Source organism: Desulfopila sp. IMCC35006, from assembly GCF_005116645.1.
Lineage (GTDB): Bacteria > Desulfobacterota > Desulfobulbia > Desulfobulbales > Desulfocapsaceae > Desulforhopalus_A.
The window spans coordinates 229,957-247,708 of sequence record NZ_SWCM01000003.1; the positions used below are offsets into that span (position 1 = coordinate 229,957).

Here is a 17,752-nt window from a genome sequence, read left to right on the forward strand (position 1 = left end):
TGCAACAGACGCTCCTTTCCATCTATCCGCGAGAATTCCTGCAGGATAAACGGCCTCCCCTCCCACCAACAAAACTTCCCTTTACGTTCAAGTAAACCTGTAAATAAAAGCCTTTTTTCAATTATATCATCGCTTGTAATATATAACCATAATGAATGTCAACCATAAATCATACTGTCCCTGATGATCGTAGTTTTTCAATTTCCTGCAGCATCTCGCCTTCCATGGCAACGGCTCTGCCGGTCTTGTCGGCGATCACAAAAGTTATAAGGGCATCGGCGGCCACTTTTTTTGATTCTTTAATCAGGATTTGCTGATTGAGGACAACACTTCTATTGCCGATTTTTTCAATAGTGGTGGTCGCGACCAACGTCTCACCAACCGGCACGGCCAGACGATAATTGACGTTGATATTGACCACCAGAAAGATAATGCCCTGCTTTGCCCATTTTTTAAGGTCAATTTTCGATTCCAGAGTCGCCCAACGATCTTCCTCAAAAAACTCCAGATACCTTGCATTATTAACATGCCCGTAGAAATCGGCATGATAGCCTCGTACTTTTATTTCCGTCAGATATTCCATAGCATTTCACCACCGATTGAGAATCATCCACCATCCTTGCCAAAACAACGTAGAAAAAGCTGTAGAGCGCCAGGATTATTTGACTTAATAGTTCCCTTCATGAAATCCTTCATGCCGGGACGATAATTTTCCTGCCAGATTTTCAAGAAAAATTCCGGGCTGGTTTTGCAGACACAATCGGCATTATCAAATGTTCTGCCATCGCTGACCGTACAGCTGTCAGCGCTGCATAGAACGGACTTTTTTATATCCCTTATGGAGAAATAAAAGCTTGTTGGCTCGGCAAAGGTTCCAGCAACAAAGACCTTCGGCAGTTTGGTGAAAAGTGCATCAAGCATTACCTTTCTCCTCTTGCCTAAAGAGCCTGAATTTTTGCCGTGAGGGCCGGGACAAACTGCTTCAAGTCGGCGACAACCAGAACATCGGCGACATCGCCGATAGGTGCATCCTTATCGGTATTGACCGCAACGATGAATTCCGATTTCTTCATACCGGCCAGATGTTGAATCGCTCCCGAGATGCCGCAGGCAACATACAGTTTCGGGGCCACGGTCTGGCCCGTCGTACCAACCTGCCGATTATGCTCAACCCATTCGGAATCGACCACCGGCCGACTGGCACCATACTCGCCGCCCAGGGCTTTGGCCAGATCAGCGATCATCGCCACATTTTCAGGCTTGCCGATACCCCGACCGGCGCTGACAATGATTTTGGCTTTGCCCAAGTCAACACCACCACTCTCCGCCTGCTCATAGCCGGTAAACTCAATCTTGCCACCACTCTGACTGGTGAGTTTTTCGACTACCGGCGCAGCACTCGGCACCTCGGCGAGACCAAAGGCCCCAGCCTGCAGGGTGACGACCGTCTTGGCGGTTTTCGGAGCAACGTCACGCCGCAGTTTGGCATTACAGACCGGCACTACCATCGTGCTGCCCGCGACATCGACCACCTCGGAAATCTGTGCTGCCTGAAGTGCAAAAGCGACCCGCGGAGCAAGATCCCATCCATAGGAAGAATGAGAGAACACCACCATATCCGGTTGCTCTTTGGCAACGACATCAAGAATCAACTGTTTATGTCCATCCGGATTATATTCCCCGGCGGCAGAAACATCAGCAAGATAGAGCTTGCCCCCGTATTGCGGCAAGGCACTGTCGCTGCCAACAAGAAACATGGCAGTTTCGGCCGCCATCTTCTCGGCAAACGCCATCAATTCATAACAACTGTTCAGCAGTTTTCCCTCTCTACTTTCAGCAATAAGCAAAACTTTCATCGTCGTCACCTCTCCTATCCCAGAACAGCAGTTTTTTCTTTTAAAATCTTGATCAGCTGATCAACCAGAGCTGCAGGATCTCCCTCAAGAACCAGTCCACCACCTTTCTTTTCCGGGAAGTACATTTTGGCGGTATCCTGGCGGGATTCAACCTTGAGCAAATCGGCGGCAGGAACAGACAGCAGCTCTTTTTTCTTGGCCTTCATGATATTTGGTAAAGTGGGATATCGCGGGGTATTCAGGCCGAGCTGGCAGGTAATAACCGCCGGGGCGGCCACTTTAACACAGGCCTTGACGCCGCCCTCGAGTTCGCGCTTTGCTTCTATGACCCCGTCTTTATAGGCGAAGTGAACAACGGTGGTGATACCAGGCATTCCGAGCATTTCGGCGACCAGAATTCCCACCTGACCGCTGCCGCGATCCTGGGACTGCATACCGGTAAAGATCAGATCAAAATTTTTTTCCTTGGCGTATTCGGCTATGATACCGGCAATCTGAAACGGCTCTTTTTTATCCGCCTCTTCATCGGCAATATGGGCGCCCCTATCACACCCCATGGCCAACGCCTTTTTCATGGTTTCCTTGACCTTTTCGGAGCCGATACAGAGCACGGTAAGGTCGGCGTCTTTTACCTGTTCCTTCAGCTGCACTGCCTGCTCGACGGCATATTCATCATATTCATTCATGCGCCAGGCAAGATCAGTTTTCGCATACCAGGTGCCACCGGCATCGACCTTAAATTTAGATTCCATATCAGGAACCTGCTTTATGCAAACCAGAATTTTCATATTTTTCCTCCAGTTGTCATGAATATTTTTCAGACGATCCTTTCCGCAAGGATCTCGGCAATATCTTGTGGACGAAGCGACTCTTCCACTTCGGCGCCCTTCACTCCATCTTCAAACATCGTCAGGCAGAACGGACAGTTGGAAACCAAGGTCTGCGCACCGGTCGCAGCAGCCATTTTGACCCGCTTGATATTTATCCGCTCGCCAATTTTTTCCTCAGCGAGAATCCGGCCACCGCCGGCACTGCAACAGAAAGCCTCCTCCCTGTTTTTATCCATCTCTACCAGTTGGCCACCCGCAGCGGTAATAAGTGTACGGGGGGCAGCGTAGATATCGTTATGACGACCCAGATAACAGGAATCATGGTAGGTGCAGGAAAGCTCTTTCGCATCTATACGCAACCTACCGGAAGCCATCAGTTTTTCCAGGAAGACGACATAGGACTCCACCTCAACCTCAAGACCTAAATCACGATAGTCTTTTTCCAGTGTATTGAAACAATGCGGGCAGGTGGTGACTATTTTTTTCACCCCATACGATTTTATAACCTCAATATTTTCCACCGCGAGACTTTGATACAGATATTCGTTGCCCATTTTGCGCATCGGCTCGCCGCAACATTTCTCTTCCTTACCCAGAATGCCGACCTTCACCCCGGCCGCCTGGCAGAGTTTGACAAAGCTTTTGGCAACCGCAATATTTCGCTTGTCAAACGAACCGTAGCACCCGACAAAATAGAGCACATCAACTTCGGCATCCTCAGCCAGTGATTTGATCCCCATCGACTCCGCCCAGTCACCGCGCTCGGCATAGCCGATGCCAAGCGGATTACCGTTCACCTCGGTCGCCTCCATGGCGGCCATCACCTCTTCGCCGGGGAATTCGCCTTCCATAAGAACCATGGCCCGACGGCAGTCGATGATTTTGCGCACATGTTCAATGGCCGCCGGACATATTTCCTGACAGGCCCGGCAGGTGGTGCAGGCCCAGAGGGCCTCTTTACTGAAACTATCGATCAGGTTTGCCTCAGGATTATGAAAGGCAGCCTCCCCCAGTTGATTGACAACTTTCATCGGTGAGAGCGGCTTGCCGGTATTAAATGCCGGACAGCGATCCTGACAGCGCATGCACAGGGTACAGGCATCCGCATCGAAGATATCTTTCCAGGTCATTTCCTTCAGGCTGGTGGCACCAAAGGTCTCCGCATCCTCATTTTCCAGGTCCAGGTTGATGAGCTTGCCCTTTGGTCCGAGATCGCCAAAGAAATAATTGGTACTGGTGGTGAAGATATGCCGGAATTTGGTGAGCGGAATCAAAATAAAGAAACCCATGACCAGCAGGAGGTGAAACCACCAGGTCACTTTATGCAGGGCCCGCAGCCCCCCCTCTCCCATACCGGAGAGCCCATGCGCAACCAGCAAACCCATCGGCGACCAGTAAGATAGCGGTGTGCCGAGCTCAGTCACTGCAATTCGCGCACCCTCAATCAAAAATCCCGTGACAAGAATGGTTAACAGCAGCCCATGCATAACTGCATCGTCTGTTTTGGTCTCCAGTCCTTCCGGCGGGTAAAAATACCGCCGGACCAGTAAACCGCCCAGCATGAAAATACATACCAGTCCGGCAACATCAAGGATGATGGAAAACAGCAGATAGAAAGTACCTTTTAAAAATTTGACATCAAAAAGCAGATCGGTAAAATCGGCTTGAATAACAATAAGAGTCGTGCCGATAAAGAGCAGACCAAAACCCCAGAAAAACAGGCCGTGCAGAAGACCCGGCCAGCGGACCCTGGCCACTTTTTTCTGCAGCAGAACATTTTCGAGCATGTACCGTATCCGCCGGCCTCGCTGATCGGTCCTGTCAAGCGGCAGACCCTGTTTATAGACCTCGACGCGTCGCAGGAATCCTTTCACCAGCAGCCCAATTGCCACAAACGCGAACAGGTACATGGGGACCAGAGTCCCTGCGCTATGACCGACATTCCAGTAAATTTCCCGGGTATATTCCATTGTCTTCTCCAGTTACGGTTCCTGCTTTTTAATCGTGTAAGCGCGCTGCCGAAACGCACGTCCAAAATGATTTTTATCGTCCCTATATAAATATAAGCTTACGTAAAGGTCAAGATATTTCAATGGCTATTTCAAATCGTCAGCAATACCACTTAAGAGCGGTCCCCATCTATTCTTTTTCATTTGACAGAGCAAGAGACAGCATGCTAGATTGCTGAAAAACATATTACGTAAAGGTAAATGCTTTTTCGTCTCTTCGACTACAAAAGACAGGATACATTTTTTTTTGCAAAAGAGCCGCAGAATTAACCGGGATGGCTGCCGTCCATGAGTACCAACAGCCTCAGGCACGGTTTTAGAATAAAGGATGATACAATGAGTACTCTAGAGTCCAAGCTGGTACAAATTGGCGAATTAGCCAAAAGCCTTGGCATTACCACACGGACAATTCGCTACTACGAAGAGATAGGCTTGATGGGCAAGAACGAACGACTCGGCGGCAGCACGAGAACTTACAACACCGACGACATACTCCGCCTTAAATTCATTCTGAAACTGAAAACGATGGGAATTTCTTTGAAGGAAATAGAACAGCTTTCGGAGATTTTTGATATTAACGAGAAAGATTTCAACAAAATAACCCCGAAGCTGATCGAGATTCTCGACAACCATATCGCGAAAGTCGACGAAAAAATGGCCAATCTTTCGTCATTGCGCAAAGATATCGTCGAGTATCGAATACGCATGACAGAATTTCTCTCCAACAACAACCAGCACGAATAAGCCAGCACGACCAACGCTGCTCCCGTCGGACAAACCAGCAGCCACCTGCAATCGGGAATGGTTAATCAATAATCTCCCCATGTGCCCCCAGAAAATTTCCTGAAGCGCAAGGATGAATTTTTCTATCATTTCGGCGTACGGAAGCACTGCGAAATGATAGAAAAATTATTGCAGCAACGCAGCTCAGATGAGCGCTATTCCCTTTGGCCAGTTTTCACAAAGCCATTACTGTTTGTAGATAAAGGTGCCCACATGTTCCCCGTTGAGGGCCTTGGTAATATTGCCGGGGATCATGCCGTTGATGATCTGAACCTTTTCCAGGACCTCGCTGTTCTGAATTATTTCCAGGCAAGGCCGCTCTATTACCAGATCATCCTGATTACTGTCGAGCAGATCCTGCGCACCAATTTCGGCTATAAAACGAGCATCGGGATTTTTCTTCGGGTCCTCGGTGTACAGACCATTTTCGTCTTTCACAAAAATGACCGTTCTGGAACCGATCAGATCAGCAAGAATAACAAGACCAACATCGGTACGATGGATAGGAATCCTGCCAACCTTTGGTTTAATGGCAAAATAATCATAAGGAGGCATTCCGTGCATTACCGGAATGATCTTTTCGGCAAAATAGGTTGGCAGCTTGACAATATCAGCGTGGGATATTTTCACCCCACCCCATGGAGACAGCAGCGTGGCGATCATCAGCGCATTCTGTTCAGAAACCATGCTGCCGAACTTGGCAATGACGCCGGTCGGCATCCCCATTTCCAGGCCTATGGTATAAATATGTCGGCTCCGGGTACCGCCGCCGGTGGTAAGCAGCATTTTATGGGCAGGCCGGTTGGCAACGATTTCTTTTAAAACACCGGGCAAGGCCTTGGCGCCCCGGTCACAAATGGACTGACCACCGATTTTCAGCACACTTACCTCAGGATACAGTCGTTCCTGAGGTGCAATATCGAGATTATCAATGAACTCTTTGCTGACAAGGCTCTCTCCCATGAGGGCGCTCTTGACATGCAACCGTTTGCCATCCTTTTCCCGCACCAGTGCCATATTCTGTTCCCCTTTGAAAATGAAAAAGTAAAAGTTGAAATGATTTATTTTTTAGCGTCTTTGTCACGTTCAAGAGCGATCAACTCCGCCCCGGTTGCCTTGGCGATTTGTTCCAGTTCTTTTTTTCTAAAATGCTCGCCATACACCTTCAGGTCAATGTTACTGACGGCCATCACTCGGAAACGGGGAGTATGCGACCCCTCTTTTGCTTTTACTCGCTCACGGTAAAATATCTGTCCAGCCATATTTTGTATCCTCATAAATATTTATTGATCTCAGTAAGAAAATCGGTCACTACCCGCTCATTTGCCCGATATTCTCATCTACTGCTCTACGATATGCCTCATCATTCTGGATGGCAAGGAAAGTGAAAATCGACTCACTACCCGAGACTGCACCATAACGATGTTATTATTGGTTATTTCAGGTTCATTTTTTTCTTTTTTGCCGGTTTTCCACGAAGCCTGCTTGACAGTATCGCACACAAAAGCTCTACTGTCGTCCCACGATGTAGTCGTTCTTATCCACCCAACACGCAGGAGTACAAAAATTGCAATTTTATCTCAGTATTGACGATACCGACAACCTGGACAGCCCAGGTTCAGGACAACTAGCGGAAATTTTAGCCGCGAAGCTCCAGCAAGAGGGCCTTGTGTCCCATAGTTCCAATATTTCCAGACATCAGCTTTTTGTCGATGCCGCCATTCCCTATACGTCGCACAACAGTTCCATGTGTTTCTCTGCAACTGCCACCGACAATCGACTCGGCGACATTATCGAATTTTCGTCACAATACCTGCAGAAGGCCTCGGCAGCGGGCTCCGATCCCGGCCTCTGTGTGGCGGTTGCCGATTCATTATTAAACGGTGAGGCGCTCACAGAGTTTGGCCTCAAGGCGAAAAAGACAGTCCTCAGCAAACAGGAGGCCTATTTTTTGGCCAGCAAAACCGGCATTCACCTCTCGGAACACGGCGGAACCGGAGACGGGATAATCGGCGCACTGGCCGGGATCGGACTCCGAATGCAGGGCAACGACGGCAGATTCCGCGGCTGGCTGAACCTTGGCGAGTGCGGCGACATTGTAATGACACAGTCTCTCTGCGCCCACCCCTGGGTGGACGCTGTTGTAGATGAGAACGGCCGCCCCCTCGCAGAGAACACCCCTGTTTTCCTGGCCGACAGTAGGATAAAAACTGTGTTCTGGGACCACCGCCAGGTCATTCCGGTTACCGCAACCGCAGGCGACACCGGTCCGGCATGGACAACCTTGACCAAATCCGAAGTAAAACGTTTTTGATCAGTTGCTGCCTCGCCAACTATTTCTTCGAGGAACAAAGAAGGCATGCACAACTTCAGGATGGCAAACGTTTGATCAGCGCTTCGGCAGATTTCGGGTGAGAAAGGTATCAAGCTGATTGGCAAATTTTTGCCGGTCAGCTTGATTCAGGACTGGCGGACCTCCGGTTTCTACGCCGCTTGCCCGCAGACTCTCCATGAAATCCCTGACACTCAAACGCGATTTAATTGTATCGACGGAATAGAGTTCACCACGAGGATCCAGGGCGGCGCCCCCTTTTTCGAGCACCTTTGCCGCGAGCGGGATATCGGCGGTGATAACCAGATCGCCGGCAGCAAGCCTTTTGACAATCTCGGCATCGGCAACATCCGGACCGGATGCCACCTGAACAAAACGTATGCAGCGCAAGGATGGGATGCGTACCGGCCGATTAGCCACCAGCGTCAGCACCACTCCGGTCCGCTGTGCGGCTTTATATAAAATTTCCTTGACCACCACGGGACAGGCGTCGGCGTCTACCCATATTTCCATACCGGTCTCAGGCTTTTTCCAATACCTTCAGTGCCACCTTTTCAACAAGGTTCTTGACCTTTTTTTGATAGGCAAGCATATGCGGTGCCGCCAAATGCGCCCGTAAATCTTCCAGGTTCGTCCATTTTTCAATAATTGTTACGACATTGCCATCCAACTCCTGCGGCGGCAGGCCCGTCGGGACATCAACGGTTGGTTCGTATGCAACACAGCCTTTTTCTCTCATCACCTCAGGGACATTGGCCTTAAAAATCTCAAGAAACTCCGCCACTCGACCGTCTTTAACATGTATTGAGGCAATAACATGGATCATTTCTTATTTTCCTTTTTCTCTTAGTAATTGAGAGATGATTTTCCGATGCTTTTTCAAGAAACTGATTGCGTTTAGGAACGTATCCTCCAAGGGGTACTGAACAGTGTACCGATCAAGCGAGTATTAAAAAGAATCCCGCAAACCTTTTTGACTGGGTGAGCCAATTAAATTCACCATCCTGAAATCCGCCAGATACGCTCTACTTCATCCAGAACATTTTTTCAAGAAAAGAGCTTGCAACAGGGGGCAAGGAAAGTGGTGAACAATCGGGATGAGCAGGACACTGAACAGTCAAAATAGTACAGGGATGGATTTTAGGTACGTAAAATCCATCCCTGTACAGGAAGAGGCGGCCGTTTTGAGATTTATTCTTCTATTTTACCGTTTTTAATACGGTTTTCAGAAATACTCTTTAATTTGTACAGATCCTGCTGGAGCTCAAAAACACCATGCCAATGGGCATAGTCAGGACCACCCATTGCAGCGCCCTGTCGCATCCTTCTCCCTTCGTGATGCCAGAGGTGGTAGATAACCTTCTGAAATTCGTCATCCCAGGGATTCTCTTTCAGCAGCTTTTTATCGGCGAGTTCTTTTTGCAGGGCCAAAGCCGGCTTCCAGTAGCCTTCATTATAGAGCTCAATATTTATATCAACAGCTTCAAAGAAATTATCGGTATGCAGCGGAGTGTGACAATTGCTGCAGACTGTTTTCATCTTCTGTCTACCTGCAACGCCTTCACCGGTCAATGGACTCAGAGGATCAGGCGAATTGCGAACAAGCGACTCAGGTGCCCAGAGATTCCACTTGAGCCTCTCGGAGATATTGTGCGTCGTCGTCAAAGCGCCGATGCCACTCATATGGCAGACGGCACAGGTTGGAGCTCGAAAGTCACCGGGTTCCCAGGCATCAGGAGCGCTGGAGAAATTCCATTCGCTTGCTTCGGCGTTATAGATATGACCGTGTTTACTGTTATTAAAGATCTCGATATCGGGATGATCCGGACCAAGATGGCAGGACGCGCAGGCGGCGGGTTTTCTTGCCTCGGCAATATTAAATCGGTGTCGTGTATGGCAGACGACACAGTTGCCTACCGAGCCGTCAGGATAGGTGGTGCCGATCCCGGCGGCCGGCCAGGTTTCCTTCAGTGGCCTGCCGTCTGCATCAACCTTGACATCCGATCCGTGACACTGCATGCAGCCGGCCATGTCTGCGGCGTCTTTAAATTTTTCAATCCCCTGACCTTCATGCTTGGCCATCAGTGCAGTCATAGCTTTGAAGTTTTTTCCATCAGGGGAATGGAATTGGATACTGGCACGGGCATGACCACTCTTGCTAAACTGGTCAACCTCGGCCGAATGACATCTGCCGCAGGTTTTCGGCGTAACGACAACAGAGATATAGGTATCGGTTCCCCGGACCCCGGCACAGTTCTGGGATGCCGTCTCATAGCCCTTTTCGACCCCGTGACAATCGATGCAGGAAACATTGACATGTCCATGGCGACTGCTTTTCCAGTCAGCGACAATGCCTGGCTGTTTTTCCGCATGACACTCAATACATTTCTTCCCCTCAGGCGTTAATCCACGTTCAACCTTTAAGGTCTTTACTGTACTCTCCAATGCAAAGGCAGATGTTATGGACCCGACAGAAAGGGCCACCACCAGCAGCAGTAATCGTCTCATTCTTCCTCTCCCTAGATTTTTTTAACCAGAAAATCTTTTATATTCTTATGGCCTACATTCTCATGGCACTGCACACAGGAAGGCACTTTCCCCGTCAGGAAATCCTTGTGCGCAAGAAAAGCTTTTGGAATTTCGTAGCGGATATCCCGCAGATCATGGCATTTGATGCAACCGGAGGTATAGGTAAAATCTTTTCTATGCTGCAGATTGCCGACCCAGTCAAACGAATCGGCCCAGAAAAGTTCCCCCAGGACATCTTTCGCCCCGGTATAGGCTTTTGCCGTCACGTAATGAAAAACATTCTCATGCGGGAGATGACAATCGGCACATTTGGCAACGAATCCAAGCTTATTCATTCCCCCATGGACATCCTCTGCATGGGAGAGAGCGACCCCCTTCATCGAGTGACACGAGGAACAGAATTCACGCCCGGAAGTTCGTTCGATCATTTCGGCAGTTGCCAGTGACAGGACAAGTCCTAAAATAATCCCACAGCATAACAGAACAAAAATCTTCTTCATGGATCTCCCTGGAAATCAATGGAGTGGGGATACAAAAAGCGACAAAAAGACGAGATCAGTACAGCATCATTACGTATATCCTAACTCAGGTCAAGGCCAAAGAAGCCCTGCCGACCTGAGCCAAGCAGGGAAAATATAGTCTTTGTTACAGATACTGTCTTTGCGTTAGCGCAAGGACAGTGCTTTTTAGAAAAAAAATCATGATGATCACTCAACCTCAACTACATAGAGCTATGGGAATACCCGTCAAAGGGTTATCTCATATCCCACGGAACTCTCTTTGGCACCCAATCCCATGACCTCAACATCCTGACACATTGCCGAGGAGGAGTCGGCCGACCTGTCTGCCAGGTTTATGCGAACAATCCGAAAACGGAGCGCCAATGCCCTGCGCAGAGATGTTTGGAAAATACCGGCTCTGCTTTTACTTACCGGTAAACGACACGTCTACCCGACAGTGGCCGCTTACATGAAATAGCTGTCTTGCACTGAAAATCGGAATAATTTTATGATACACCGTGGTGTTATTGCTTTTTCGCAGCAAATTATTTATGCTCCGACAGTATGTTTCGTTCTGTCTCGTTTTTTATTTTCGAAAAGGAAGGTCAGACCTCTCCTTCAATATCTATTTGTTGTAATCCTGTGACGGTAACCCGTTTTGACGATTGCTCGTTCGGCACTCAGCCTTTCCGGCATCGCCCAGGGCTTTATAACAACAGTCACTTGTTGTCAGGCAACACAGCTCTACCAGAATTTGGATAAGAAAACAATCTGTCTCCAGGTAATTACCCACCCTCAAGCGGGTAAGGATCCGAATCTTTCATTTCAGACCCGCCCTCAGGAGGACGATAACGATAAACTGTCTGATGTCCGATAGGCTGAAGTATCTGAGTAATATCAACAAAACATTGGAGGAAAAACATGAAACAATCTCGTGTACTGGCACTTCTTTTCGTCTGGGCTCTGCTTACCGCGGCTGGCGCCGGAGGTGCCCTGGCTGCTGATGCGCCTGACTGCGCCACCTGCCATCAGAAGAAAAATCCAGGCCTGTATCTGCAATGGAAAAACTCAGCCCACGGCGCAAATGACATCGGCTGCATTGATTGTCATCAGGCAGACAAGACGGATGTCGATGCCTTTGAACATAACGGGGCAATCATCGCCACTCTGGTCACGCCAAAGGATTGTGGTAAATGCCATGAACAGCAAGAGCAGGAAACCTCTAATTCCTACCATGCTCATGCTGGTGAGATCCTTAGTTCCAATGATGCCTATTTGGCCCATGCGGCAGGCGGGACGCCGATTGCCATCGTCGGCTGTGAGTCATGCCACGGCGGTAAAGTGGTGATTGACGCAAAAGCTCCGAATAAGCTTTCTCCATTAACCTGGCCAAACAGTGGGATTGGACGCATTAATCCGGATGGGTCCAAGGGTGCATGTAATGCCTGCCACTCCCGGCACTCATTTTCTAAAGCTCAGGCGCGCCAACCAGAGAACTGCGGCAAGTGCCACCTCGGGCCCGACCACCCGCAGAAAGAGATTTTTGAGGAATCCAAACACGGCGTCGCCTACTCAGGCAACAAAGAAAAAATTCATCTTGATAAGGATGAATGGGTTGTCGGTAAAGACTATTACGAAGCCCCGACCTGTGCTACCTGCCATATGTCTGCCACTGCCAATCAGCCGGTCAGTCACGATGTCGGTAATCGTATTTCCTGGACCCTGCGCCCGCCGGTCTCCAAATATAAAGACAATGCCCTTACAAAAAGGCTGGCCATGAAGGATGTCTGTCTGAATTGCCACCAGCAGGCCTTTGTCGACGGCCATTATTACCAATATGACGCCCTGGTAAAACTCTATAATGACAAGTTCGGTAAACCTGCGACTGCCATCATGAAGATGGTCGAGGATAAAAAACTGCTGCAAAGTAAAGCAGCTTTCTCAAATGATATCGAATGGGAATATTGGGAGCTCTGGCATCACGAAGGACGAAGGGCACGGATGGGCGCCGCGATGATGGGACCGGATTATGCCTGGTGGCACGGCATCTATGACGTTGCCCATAATTTCTATTTTAAGTTCATCCCCGGAGTACGACATTATAATGACCCCGAGATCAATGCTTATATCGATAAACTCTTTGCAACCGATCCGATGCATAAATGGCTCAGCGCAAATACCGCTGATATCAAAAAAGCAATTAAGAGTGGAGAATTCCAAAAAATTTATGCAGATCTCTTTAAACAGGACATAAAATGATGTCGACATCGAATTGAGAGAGCTGCACCGCAAAAGCAGTACTCATCGGCAGTGGGGCAAAACCGGCGGACGGTTTTGCCCCTTTTTTTATCGCAGAGTAAAGAAAAGATACACAGCAAGAGGGGCCTGCTGCTCAGCCAATTTCGGCCAATTGCACCAGAGCTTGCGGCTTTACAATAACAATCCGCTCACGCCTTGATTGAATCCAGCCCTTTTTCTCCCAGACACTGAGCGTACGGCTGACGGTATATATCGTAGTCCCCGAATAGTCGGCAATATCCTGTCGGCTCAATGAGATCTCGAGGCGTATCCCTTCAGCTGTCTTCAACCCAAAAGATCGCATGAGCCGAAGCAGGGACCGCGCGATACGCTGCTCTACCTGCTCGGTGCAGAGTTCCAGGTAACGATGCTGCATCTCGTCAATGCGCTCGGTGACGACGCCCAGCAGATTAATGGCAATATCCGGATATTGACGCATCAATTCGAGCATAGTCGTTTTATCCCAGCTGCTGGCAGTGATTTCGTCGATGGATTCGGCCGTAACGGGATACGTGCCTGCCTTGAAAACGGCCATTGCCGCAGTCAATTCCCCGGCCAGGATATAGCGGAGAATTATCTCTTTGCCCTGCTCATTGAATTTGGTGAGCTTCAGCCGCCCAGAATGAACCAGAAAACACCGTTCAGCCGGATCGCCTTGAGTAAAAAGCATACTCTTAGCTGGGAGTATTACGCTCTTTGCTTTTTCCAGGACATCTGCCACCTGTGCGCAGGTGAGTCCTTTAAAGATCTCTGACTCCTGCAGGCTCTCTACTCCTGTTACATTGCTGACCATTGGTTCTTTAATACGTTTGAAATTCTTTCTGCTTTTCAAGACAGAATTTCGAAAAAGTACTTATCCCGCAACGTTTGTGGGCAGGATAAGCTGTTTGCATAGAGGAATACAGGGCACAAACCATACTCAACCTTTTTCGCGGTCGATAGTCACGGCGAATTTCTGCAATTGAATCGAGGAATTGAGGCCTTCGCCGACCAGATGAAAGGAAAAAGCCTGTCTGGCTTTCTGATTTTGAAAATCAAACTGGATATGACCTTCTTCCCCTGCATGCAGCAGCGGAAACTGGGGATGCTTGATATCCCCCGCCTCTTTCTCAAACTGACGGAGGGTCAGTTTCATCTGAATCCCTTCCGGTGGTGCTGTCAAAGCTTTCAGCTTAATATCTACGTGAATTTTTGATTTGGCAGGAAAATCAAGATACTGAGCCCCTGTCAGGTTATCCGTCCACTCACTTTTTATCTTTTCCGGCAGTTGCCTGATCTCACCACTGGCAAACTGGAGCACCTGTTTTTGTTGCTGCCCAGCAAGTTTATGGTCCAGAACCGTCGCCAGACCGAAAAGGCGGCCGGCTCGGTTTTCGGTATCCTGTTCATACGCTTCAGGTCGGGGGCCGATGATCTTCTGGTTTTTTATTTTTCGGCAGGTGTCGTCTCTACCGCACTCGTACAGGAAATTATCTGCCGTCTGCCAGCGCAACTTGCTGCTGGTATAGGAAACCATGTCCCGCGCACTGTTATAATCGCGAAATATGCTCCTGCCGATAATAGACGGCGGCATTGGCAGATTGAAATAGTCGAGCACCGAGGCTTCAATATCCACCAGCCCGTAAGTACCTTTCTTGATTCGCGGCAAAAGCTCATGCTCCGGCGTCAGAACGATGCCGAGCCCCCAGCTGCTGTACCAGTCGGCACCATCGGCCCCGTGGGATTCATCGGAGGTAATAATCACCAGGGTGTCCTCGAGGACACCATCCCGCCGCAGTCCGTCGACAAAGGTGGCAACAGACTCATCAAGAAGAGCCATCGTTGCATTGAGTCGTGAACCGTATTTCTTGGCCTGCTCGTCCGTTGCGGAAAATGGCTGGTGGGTTGCGACCGTCAAAAGCGACAGAAACCACGGTTTGTTCGCCGCCTGCAGCTCGCCAATATATTTTTTTGCCCCTTTAAAAAAATCCCCATCCGTTGTTCCCCAGATAAAATCGGTTTCAGTCCTTTCGGTAAACCACTCAACACCATGGACATGTTGAAACCCCATGGTCGGCATGGCTCTTTCCTTGTTCATGAACTGCAGACCAGCCCCCTGCAGATAATGACTCTGCCATCCCTGTCGCTCCAGTTGCGCTGGCAGGCATTCGGCGGCTCGGTCCGGATTATTCTGCAACTCCATGGCCTTGGGCATTTCATAGGAAAACTTACTGAAATCACCGCAATGTATGGCATACAGCCCACGAATCGTCTGATGGCTGTGATCGACAAAATCCGGCACCAGCATGCCGTCCAAGGTGCTCTTGGAAAGTTTGTCCATCTGGAATGGTATATCCTCCACATGCATTTCCCGGCGAATTTCGGGAAAAGCGATGCCGGGGACACCTTCGAGGATAACGATAAGCACATTTTTGGCCCGGCCCTTCGCCAGTAATCTTTTCCCGTCCAGATCAACTGTTTTCAGGCTTGACGGCAGATCGGCAACACTGAGCCCTTTTACCTCGGCAGAAAAAAGTTTCGCGGATGCGTCGGTAATAAACCAATGCAGTGGATTGTAACGGGCGGCGACGCTCTGGTTGCCCAGTGCCCTGCTGACGGGGTAATGCAGACCAAGCAGCAAAAGACCAGCGAGCAGACAGCTCGTTGTCTTTCCCCAGCCGGGACGCCGGGGCGGGACCAGGATTGCTGTGGCTGTCAACAACACAAAGATCAAGGTAAAACCAGGATTGGCAAGGTGCATGCCCGCAGTCGTATTTTTAACAAACGTCGGATCGACCAGATACTGCAGATCCTGCCAGGAAGGCAAGCGCTTCATCGCCGCCATCAACTCCTGCGACATGATCTGGGTAAGCGCCCAGAATACCAACAGAAATGCCTTTACCCAGCGAGGGCTGCGCCATACTACCCCGTAGAGGATGAGCCCAAGACCCAGATCCGACAGAAGTCCGGCGGGTTGAGTAATGGAATTGGTCAATATTCGCCAGCAAGCCGGGAAGAAGCAGGGGACAGCAAGAAAAAGAGACAATATTATGGACATGAAGGGGAATGCTCCAAAAGGAAAAAAAGGGATGTGGAAAACTGTGGATTATACCATATCACCTGCCTCTTGCCATCCGCCAAAATGTCGCTACCGGTAGTTTTTGCATGGATCTGCATGGTCGTCGATTTTTCCTAACCGGTACATTTCACGTTCCCTGGTAAATAACCTGAGAAGATTTTGCATCAAACAGATGCAGCTGCTCAAGGTTAAAGGCGATGTTGACTTTTGCACCGGCTTTGACAATTCTGCGCCCTTCACAGCGAGCCACAAATGTCTCGCCGTGTACCTCGACGTGCAGATGGTTTTCATTGCCGAGCGGTTCTACGACTTTAACAACTGCTGGATAAATCCATTCTGCAGGAAAAGAGCTTTCTTCATCGACAAGGGTTATCTCTTCTGTTCGGATTCCCATAACAACATCCAGTGCATGATCAAGACTGGCATCCTGCCTTGGCGGCACCGGCACACGCAGACCTCCCGGAAATACCAGCCAGACCCGCCCGTCATCCAGGGCAATCTCACAACGCAGAAGATTCATGGGTGGAGTACCGATAAAACCCGCAACAAATACATTGGCTGGTCTCAAAAACAGCTCCAGCGGCGTCCCCACCTGCTCAATATACCCATCCTTGAGGACGACGATCCGGTCGGCCAGAGTCATTGCTTCAACCTGATCATGGGTGACATAAACCATTGTTGAATTGACTCTCTGGTGGAGCATTTTAATTTCCGCACGCATCTGGATACGCAGCTTGGCATCGAGATTTGACAACGGTTCATCAAAGAGAAAAACTGAAGGTTTTCTCACCATGGCCCGGCCCATGGCTACACGCTGGCGCTGTCCGCCGGAAAGCTCGTGGGGTTTTCTCTGGAGGAGATTTTCCAGGCCAAGTATTTGCGCCACACTCTGCACCCTTTGCTGAATCTCGGACTTGGGAGTTTTTCTCTGTTTCAGACCAAAAGCCATATTTTCGTACACATTCATGTGTGGATAAAGGGCGTAGTTCTGAAAAACCATGGCCAGACCACGGTCTTTTGGTGCGACATTGTTTATAACTTTATCGTCTATGGAAATGGTGCCTTCAGAAATTTCCTCAAGCCCGGCAATCATCCGAAGAAGCGTCGATTTTCCACAGCCGGACGGACCGACCAGCACAAGAAATTCTTTGTCGACAACACTAAGATTAATGCCATGGACGACTTCTACCTTACCATATCGTTTTATTACATTATTAAATCGTAGTTCCGTCATGTCTGCAGTCACCGCCGTTGTGGTAAATCTTTAAATGGACCCGCTGGTTTTTTCGCCCATGTAAAAAACATTAATTAAGGGCTGAACACAACACTTTTTTGGAATCTTACTCAGGAAAGTCAGCAATTAAAGAAAGGCAAACGGAATATAAATTTAACTTTAATAACATCAAGATACAGCCAGGACGCGGCTCTTGACCTTTTCCCGTTCACCGGGGCCAATAACAAAATTTTACCTTGACTCTCAATCCATTACCTACTATTTCCAGTGAGGGAAAAATTTTTACAGATTGTGCTGGGATACCCTGTCCGCAGGGTGGAATT

General features: G+C 49.2%; 17 protein-coding genes. 3 read left to right on the forward strand and 14 right to left on the reverse strand.

Features of this window, described 5'->3' with window-relative positions; translation table 11 throughout:
* Positions 1 to 169: 169 nt before the first annotated feature.
* From FCL47_RS07250 to FCL47_RS07270, 5 genes are read right to left on the reverse strand one after another with little or no spacing between them, the layout of a single operon-like run.
* Positions 170 to 583, reverse strand: a complete 414-nt coding sequence (locus FCL47_RS07250) for a thioesterase family protein (RefSeq protein ID WP_136812819.1) — start codon at positions 581 to 583, stop codon at positions 170 to 172.
* 23 nt (positions 584 to 606) lie between these two features.
* A complete protein-coding gene (locus tag FCL47_RS07255) occupies positions 607 to 921 on the reverse strand; it encodes a hypothetical protein (protein WP_136812820.1) in 315 nt (104 codons plus the stop codon).
* 17 nt (positions 922 to 938) lie between these two features.
* Complete coding sequence (locus tag FCL47_RS07260; RefSeq protein WP_136812821.1) at positions 939 to 1,856, reverse strand: electron transfer flavoprotein subunit alpha/FixB family protein; 918 nt, start codon at positions 1,854 to 1,856, stop codon at positions 939 to 941.
* Between the two features lie 14 nt (positions 1,857 to 1,870).
* Positions 1,871 to 2,644, reverse strand: a complete 774-nt coding sequence (locus tag FCL47_RS07265) for an electron transfer flavoprotein subunit beta/FixA family protein (protein ID WP_136812822.1) — start codon at positions 2,642 to 2,644, stop codon at positions 1,871 to 1,873.
* A 29-nt stretch (positions 2,645 to 2,673) separates the two neighbouring features.
* Positions 2,674 to 4,656 (reverse strand): heterodisulfide reductase-related iron-sulfur binding cluster, encoded by a 1,983-nt coding sequence (locus FCL47_RS07270; protein WP_136812823.1) that lies wholly within the window; start codon positions 4,654 to 4,656, stop codon positions 2,674 to 2,676.
* A 375-nt stretch (positions 4,657 to 5,031) separates the two neighbouring features.
* Between FCL47_RS07270 and FCL47_RS07275 the strand changes: the two genes are divergently transcribed.
* Positions 5,032 to 5,439, forward strand: coding sequence for a MerR family transcriptional regulator (locus tag FCL47_RS07275; RefSeq protein WP_136812824.1), 408 nt, complete (start codon positions 5,032 to 5,034; stop codon positions 5,437 to 5,439).
* A 225-nt stretch (positions 5,440 to 5,664) separates the two neighbouring features.
* Here FCL47_RS07275 and FCL47_RS07280 read toward each other — a convergent pair whose 3' ends face one another.
* Both FCL47_RS07280 and FCL47_RS07285 read right to left on the reverse strand, forming a co-directional pair.
* Positions 5,665 to 6,495 carry a uridine kinase gene (locus tag FCL47_RS07280; protein WP_136812825.1) on the reverse strand — a complete coding sequence of 277 codons (831 nt, stop codon included), beginning with the start codon at positions 6,493 to 6,495 and terminating at the stop codon, positions 5,665 to 5,667.
* A 44-nt stretch (positions 6,496 to 6,539) separates the two neighbouring features.
* A complete protein-coding gene (locus FCL47_RS07285) occupies positions 6,540 to 6,740 on the reverse strand; it encodes a hypothetical protein (RefSeq protein WP_136812826.1) in 201 nt (66 codons plus the stop codon).
* 305 nt (positions 6,741 to 7,045) lie between these two features.
* On the opposite strand from FCL47_RS07285, the gene FCL47_RS07290 reads away from it, so the two are divergent.
* On the forward strand, positions 7,046 to 7,792 hold the full coding sequence (locus FCL47_RS07290) for a hypothetical protein (RefSeq protein WP_136812827.1): 747 nt from the start codon (positions 7,046 to 7,048) through the stop codon (positions 7,790 to 7,792).
* A 75-nt stretch (positions 7,793 to 7,867) separates the two neighbouring features.
* Here FCL47_RS07290 and FCL47_RS07295 read toward each other — a convergent pair whose 3' ends face one another.
* The 4 genes from FCL47_RS07295 to FCL47_RS07310 all read right to left on the reverse strand — a co-directional run bounded on the left by FCL47_RS07295 (position 7,868) and on the right by FCL47_RS07310 (position 10,839).
* Entirely contained in the window at positions 7,868 to 8,323 is a 456-nt protein-coding gene (locus tag FCL47_RS07295) for a YaiI/YqxD family protein (RefSeq protein WP_136812828.1), read from the reverse strand.
* A gap of 7 nt (positions 8,324 to 8,330) precedes the next feature.
* Positions 8,331 to 8,636: a putative quinol monooxygenase gene (locus FCL47_RS07300; protein WP_136812829.1), complete on the reverse strand. Its 306-nt coding sequence runs from the start codon at positions 8,634 to 8,636 to the stop codon at positions 8,331 to 8,333.
* A gap of 365 nt (positions 8,637 to 9,001) precedes the next feature.
* Complete coding sequence (locus FCL47_RS07305; protein WP_136812830.1) at positions 9,002 to 10,318, reverse strand: multiheme c-type cytochrome; 1,317 nt, start codon at positions 10,316 to 10,318, stop codon at positions 9,002 to 9,004.
* Between the two features lie 11 nt (positions 10,319 to 10,329).
* Positions 10,330 to 10,839, reverse strand: a complete 510-nt coding sequence (locus FCL47_RS07310) for a NapC/NirT family cytochrome c (protein WP_136812831.1) — start codon at positions 10,837 to 10,839, stop codon at positions 10,330 to 10,332.
* 921 nt (positions 10,840 to 11,760) lie between these two features.
* Between FCL47_RS07310 and FCL47_RS07315 the strand changes: the two genes are divergently transcribed.
* Complete coding sequence (locus FCL47_RS07315; protein ID WP_136812832.1) at positions 11,761 to 13,098, forward strand: multiheme c-type cytochrome; 1,338 nt, start codon at positions 11,761 to 11,763, stop codon at positions 13,096 to 13,098.
* A gap of 133 nt (positions 13,099 to 13,231) precedes the next feature.
* Here the strand turns inward: FCL47_RS07315 and FCL47_RS07320 are convergent, their stop codons facing one another.
* The 3 genes from FCL47_RS07320 to FCL47_RS07330 all read right to left on the reverse strand — a co-directional run bounded on the left by FCL47_RS07320 (position 13,232) and on the right by FCL47_RS07330 (position 17,429).
* Positions 13,232 to 13,969 carry a Crp/Fnr family transcriptional regulator gene (locus FCL47_RS07320; protein WP_240744173.1) on the reverse strand — a complete coding sequence of 246 codons (738 nt, stop codon included), beginning with the start codon at positions 13,967 to 13,969 and terminating at the stop codon, positions 13,232 to 13,234.
* 87 nt (positions 13,970 to 14,056) lie between these two features.
* Complete coding sequence (locus FCL47_RS07325; protein WP_136812833.1) at positions 14,057 to 16,174, reverse strand: LTA synthase family protein; 2,118 nt, start codon at positions 16,172 to 16,174, stop codon at positions 14,057 to 14,059.
* Positions 16,175 to 16,322: 148 nt separating this feature from the next.
* Positions 16,323 to 17,429, reverse strand: a complete 1,107-nt coding sequence (locus tag FCL47_RS07330; RefSeq protein WP_136812834.1) for an ABC transporter ATP-binding protein — start codon at positions 17,427 to 17,429, stop codon at positions 16,323 to 16,325.
* Between the last annotated feature and the right edge of the window lie 323 nt (positions 17,430 to 17,752).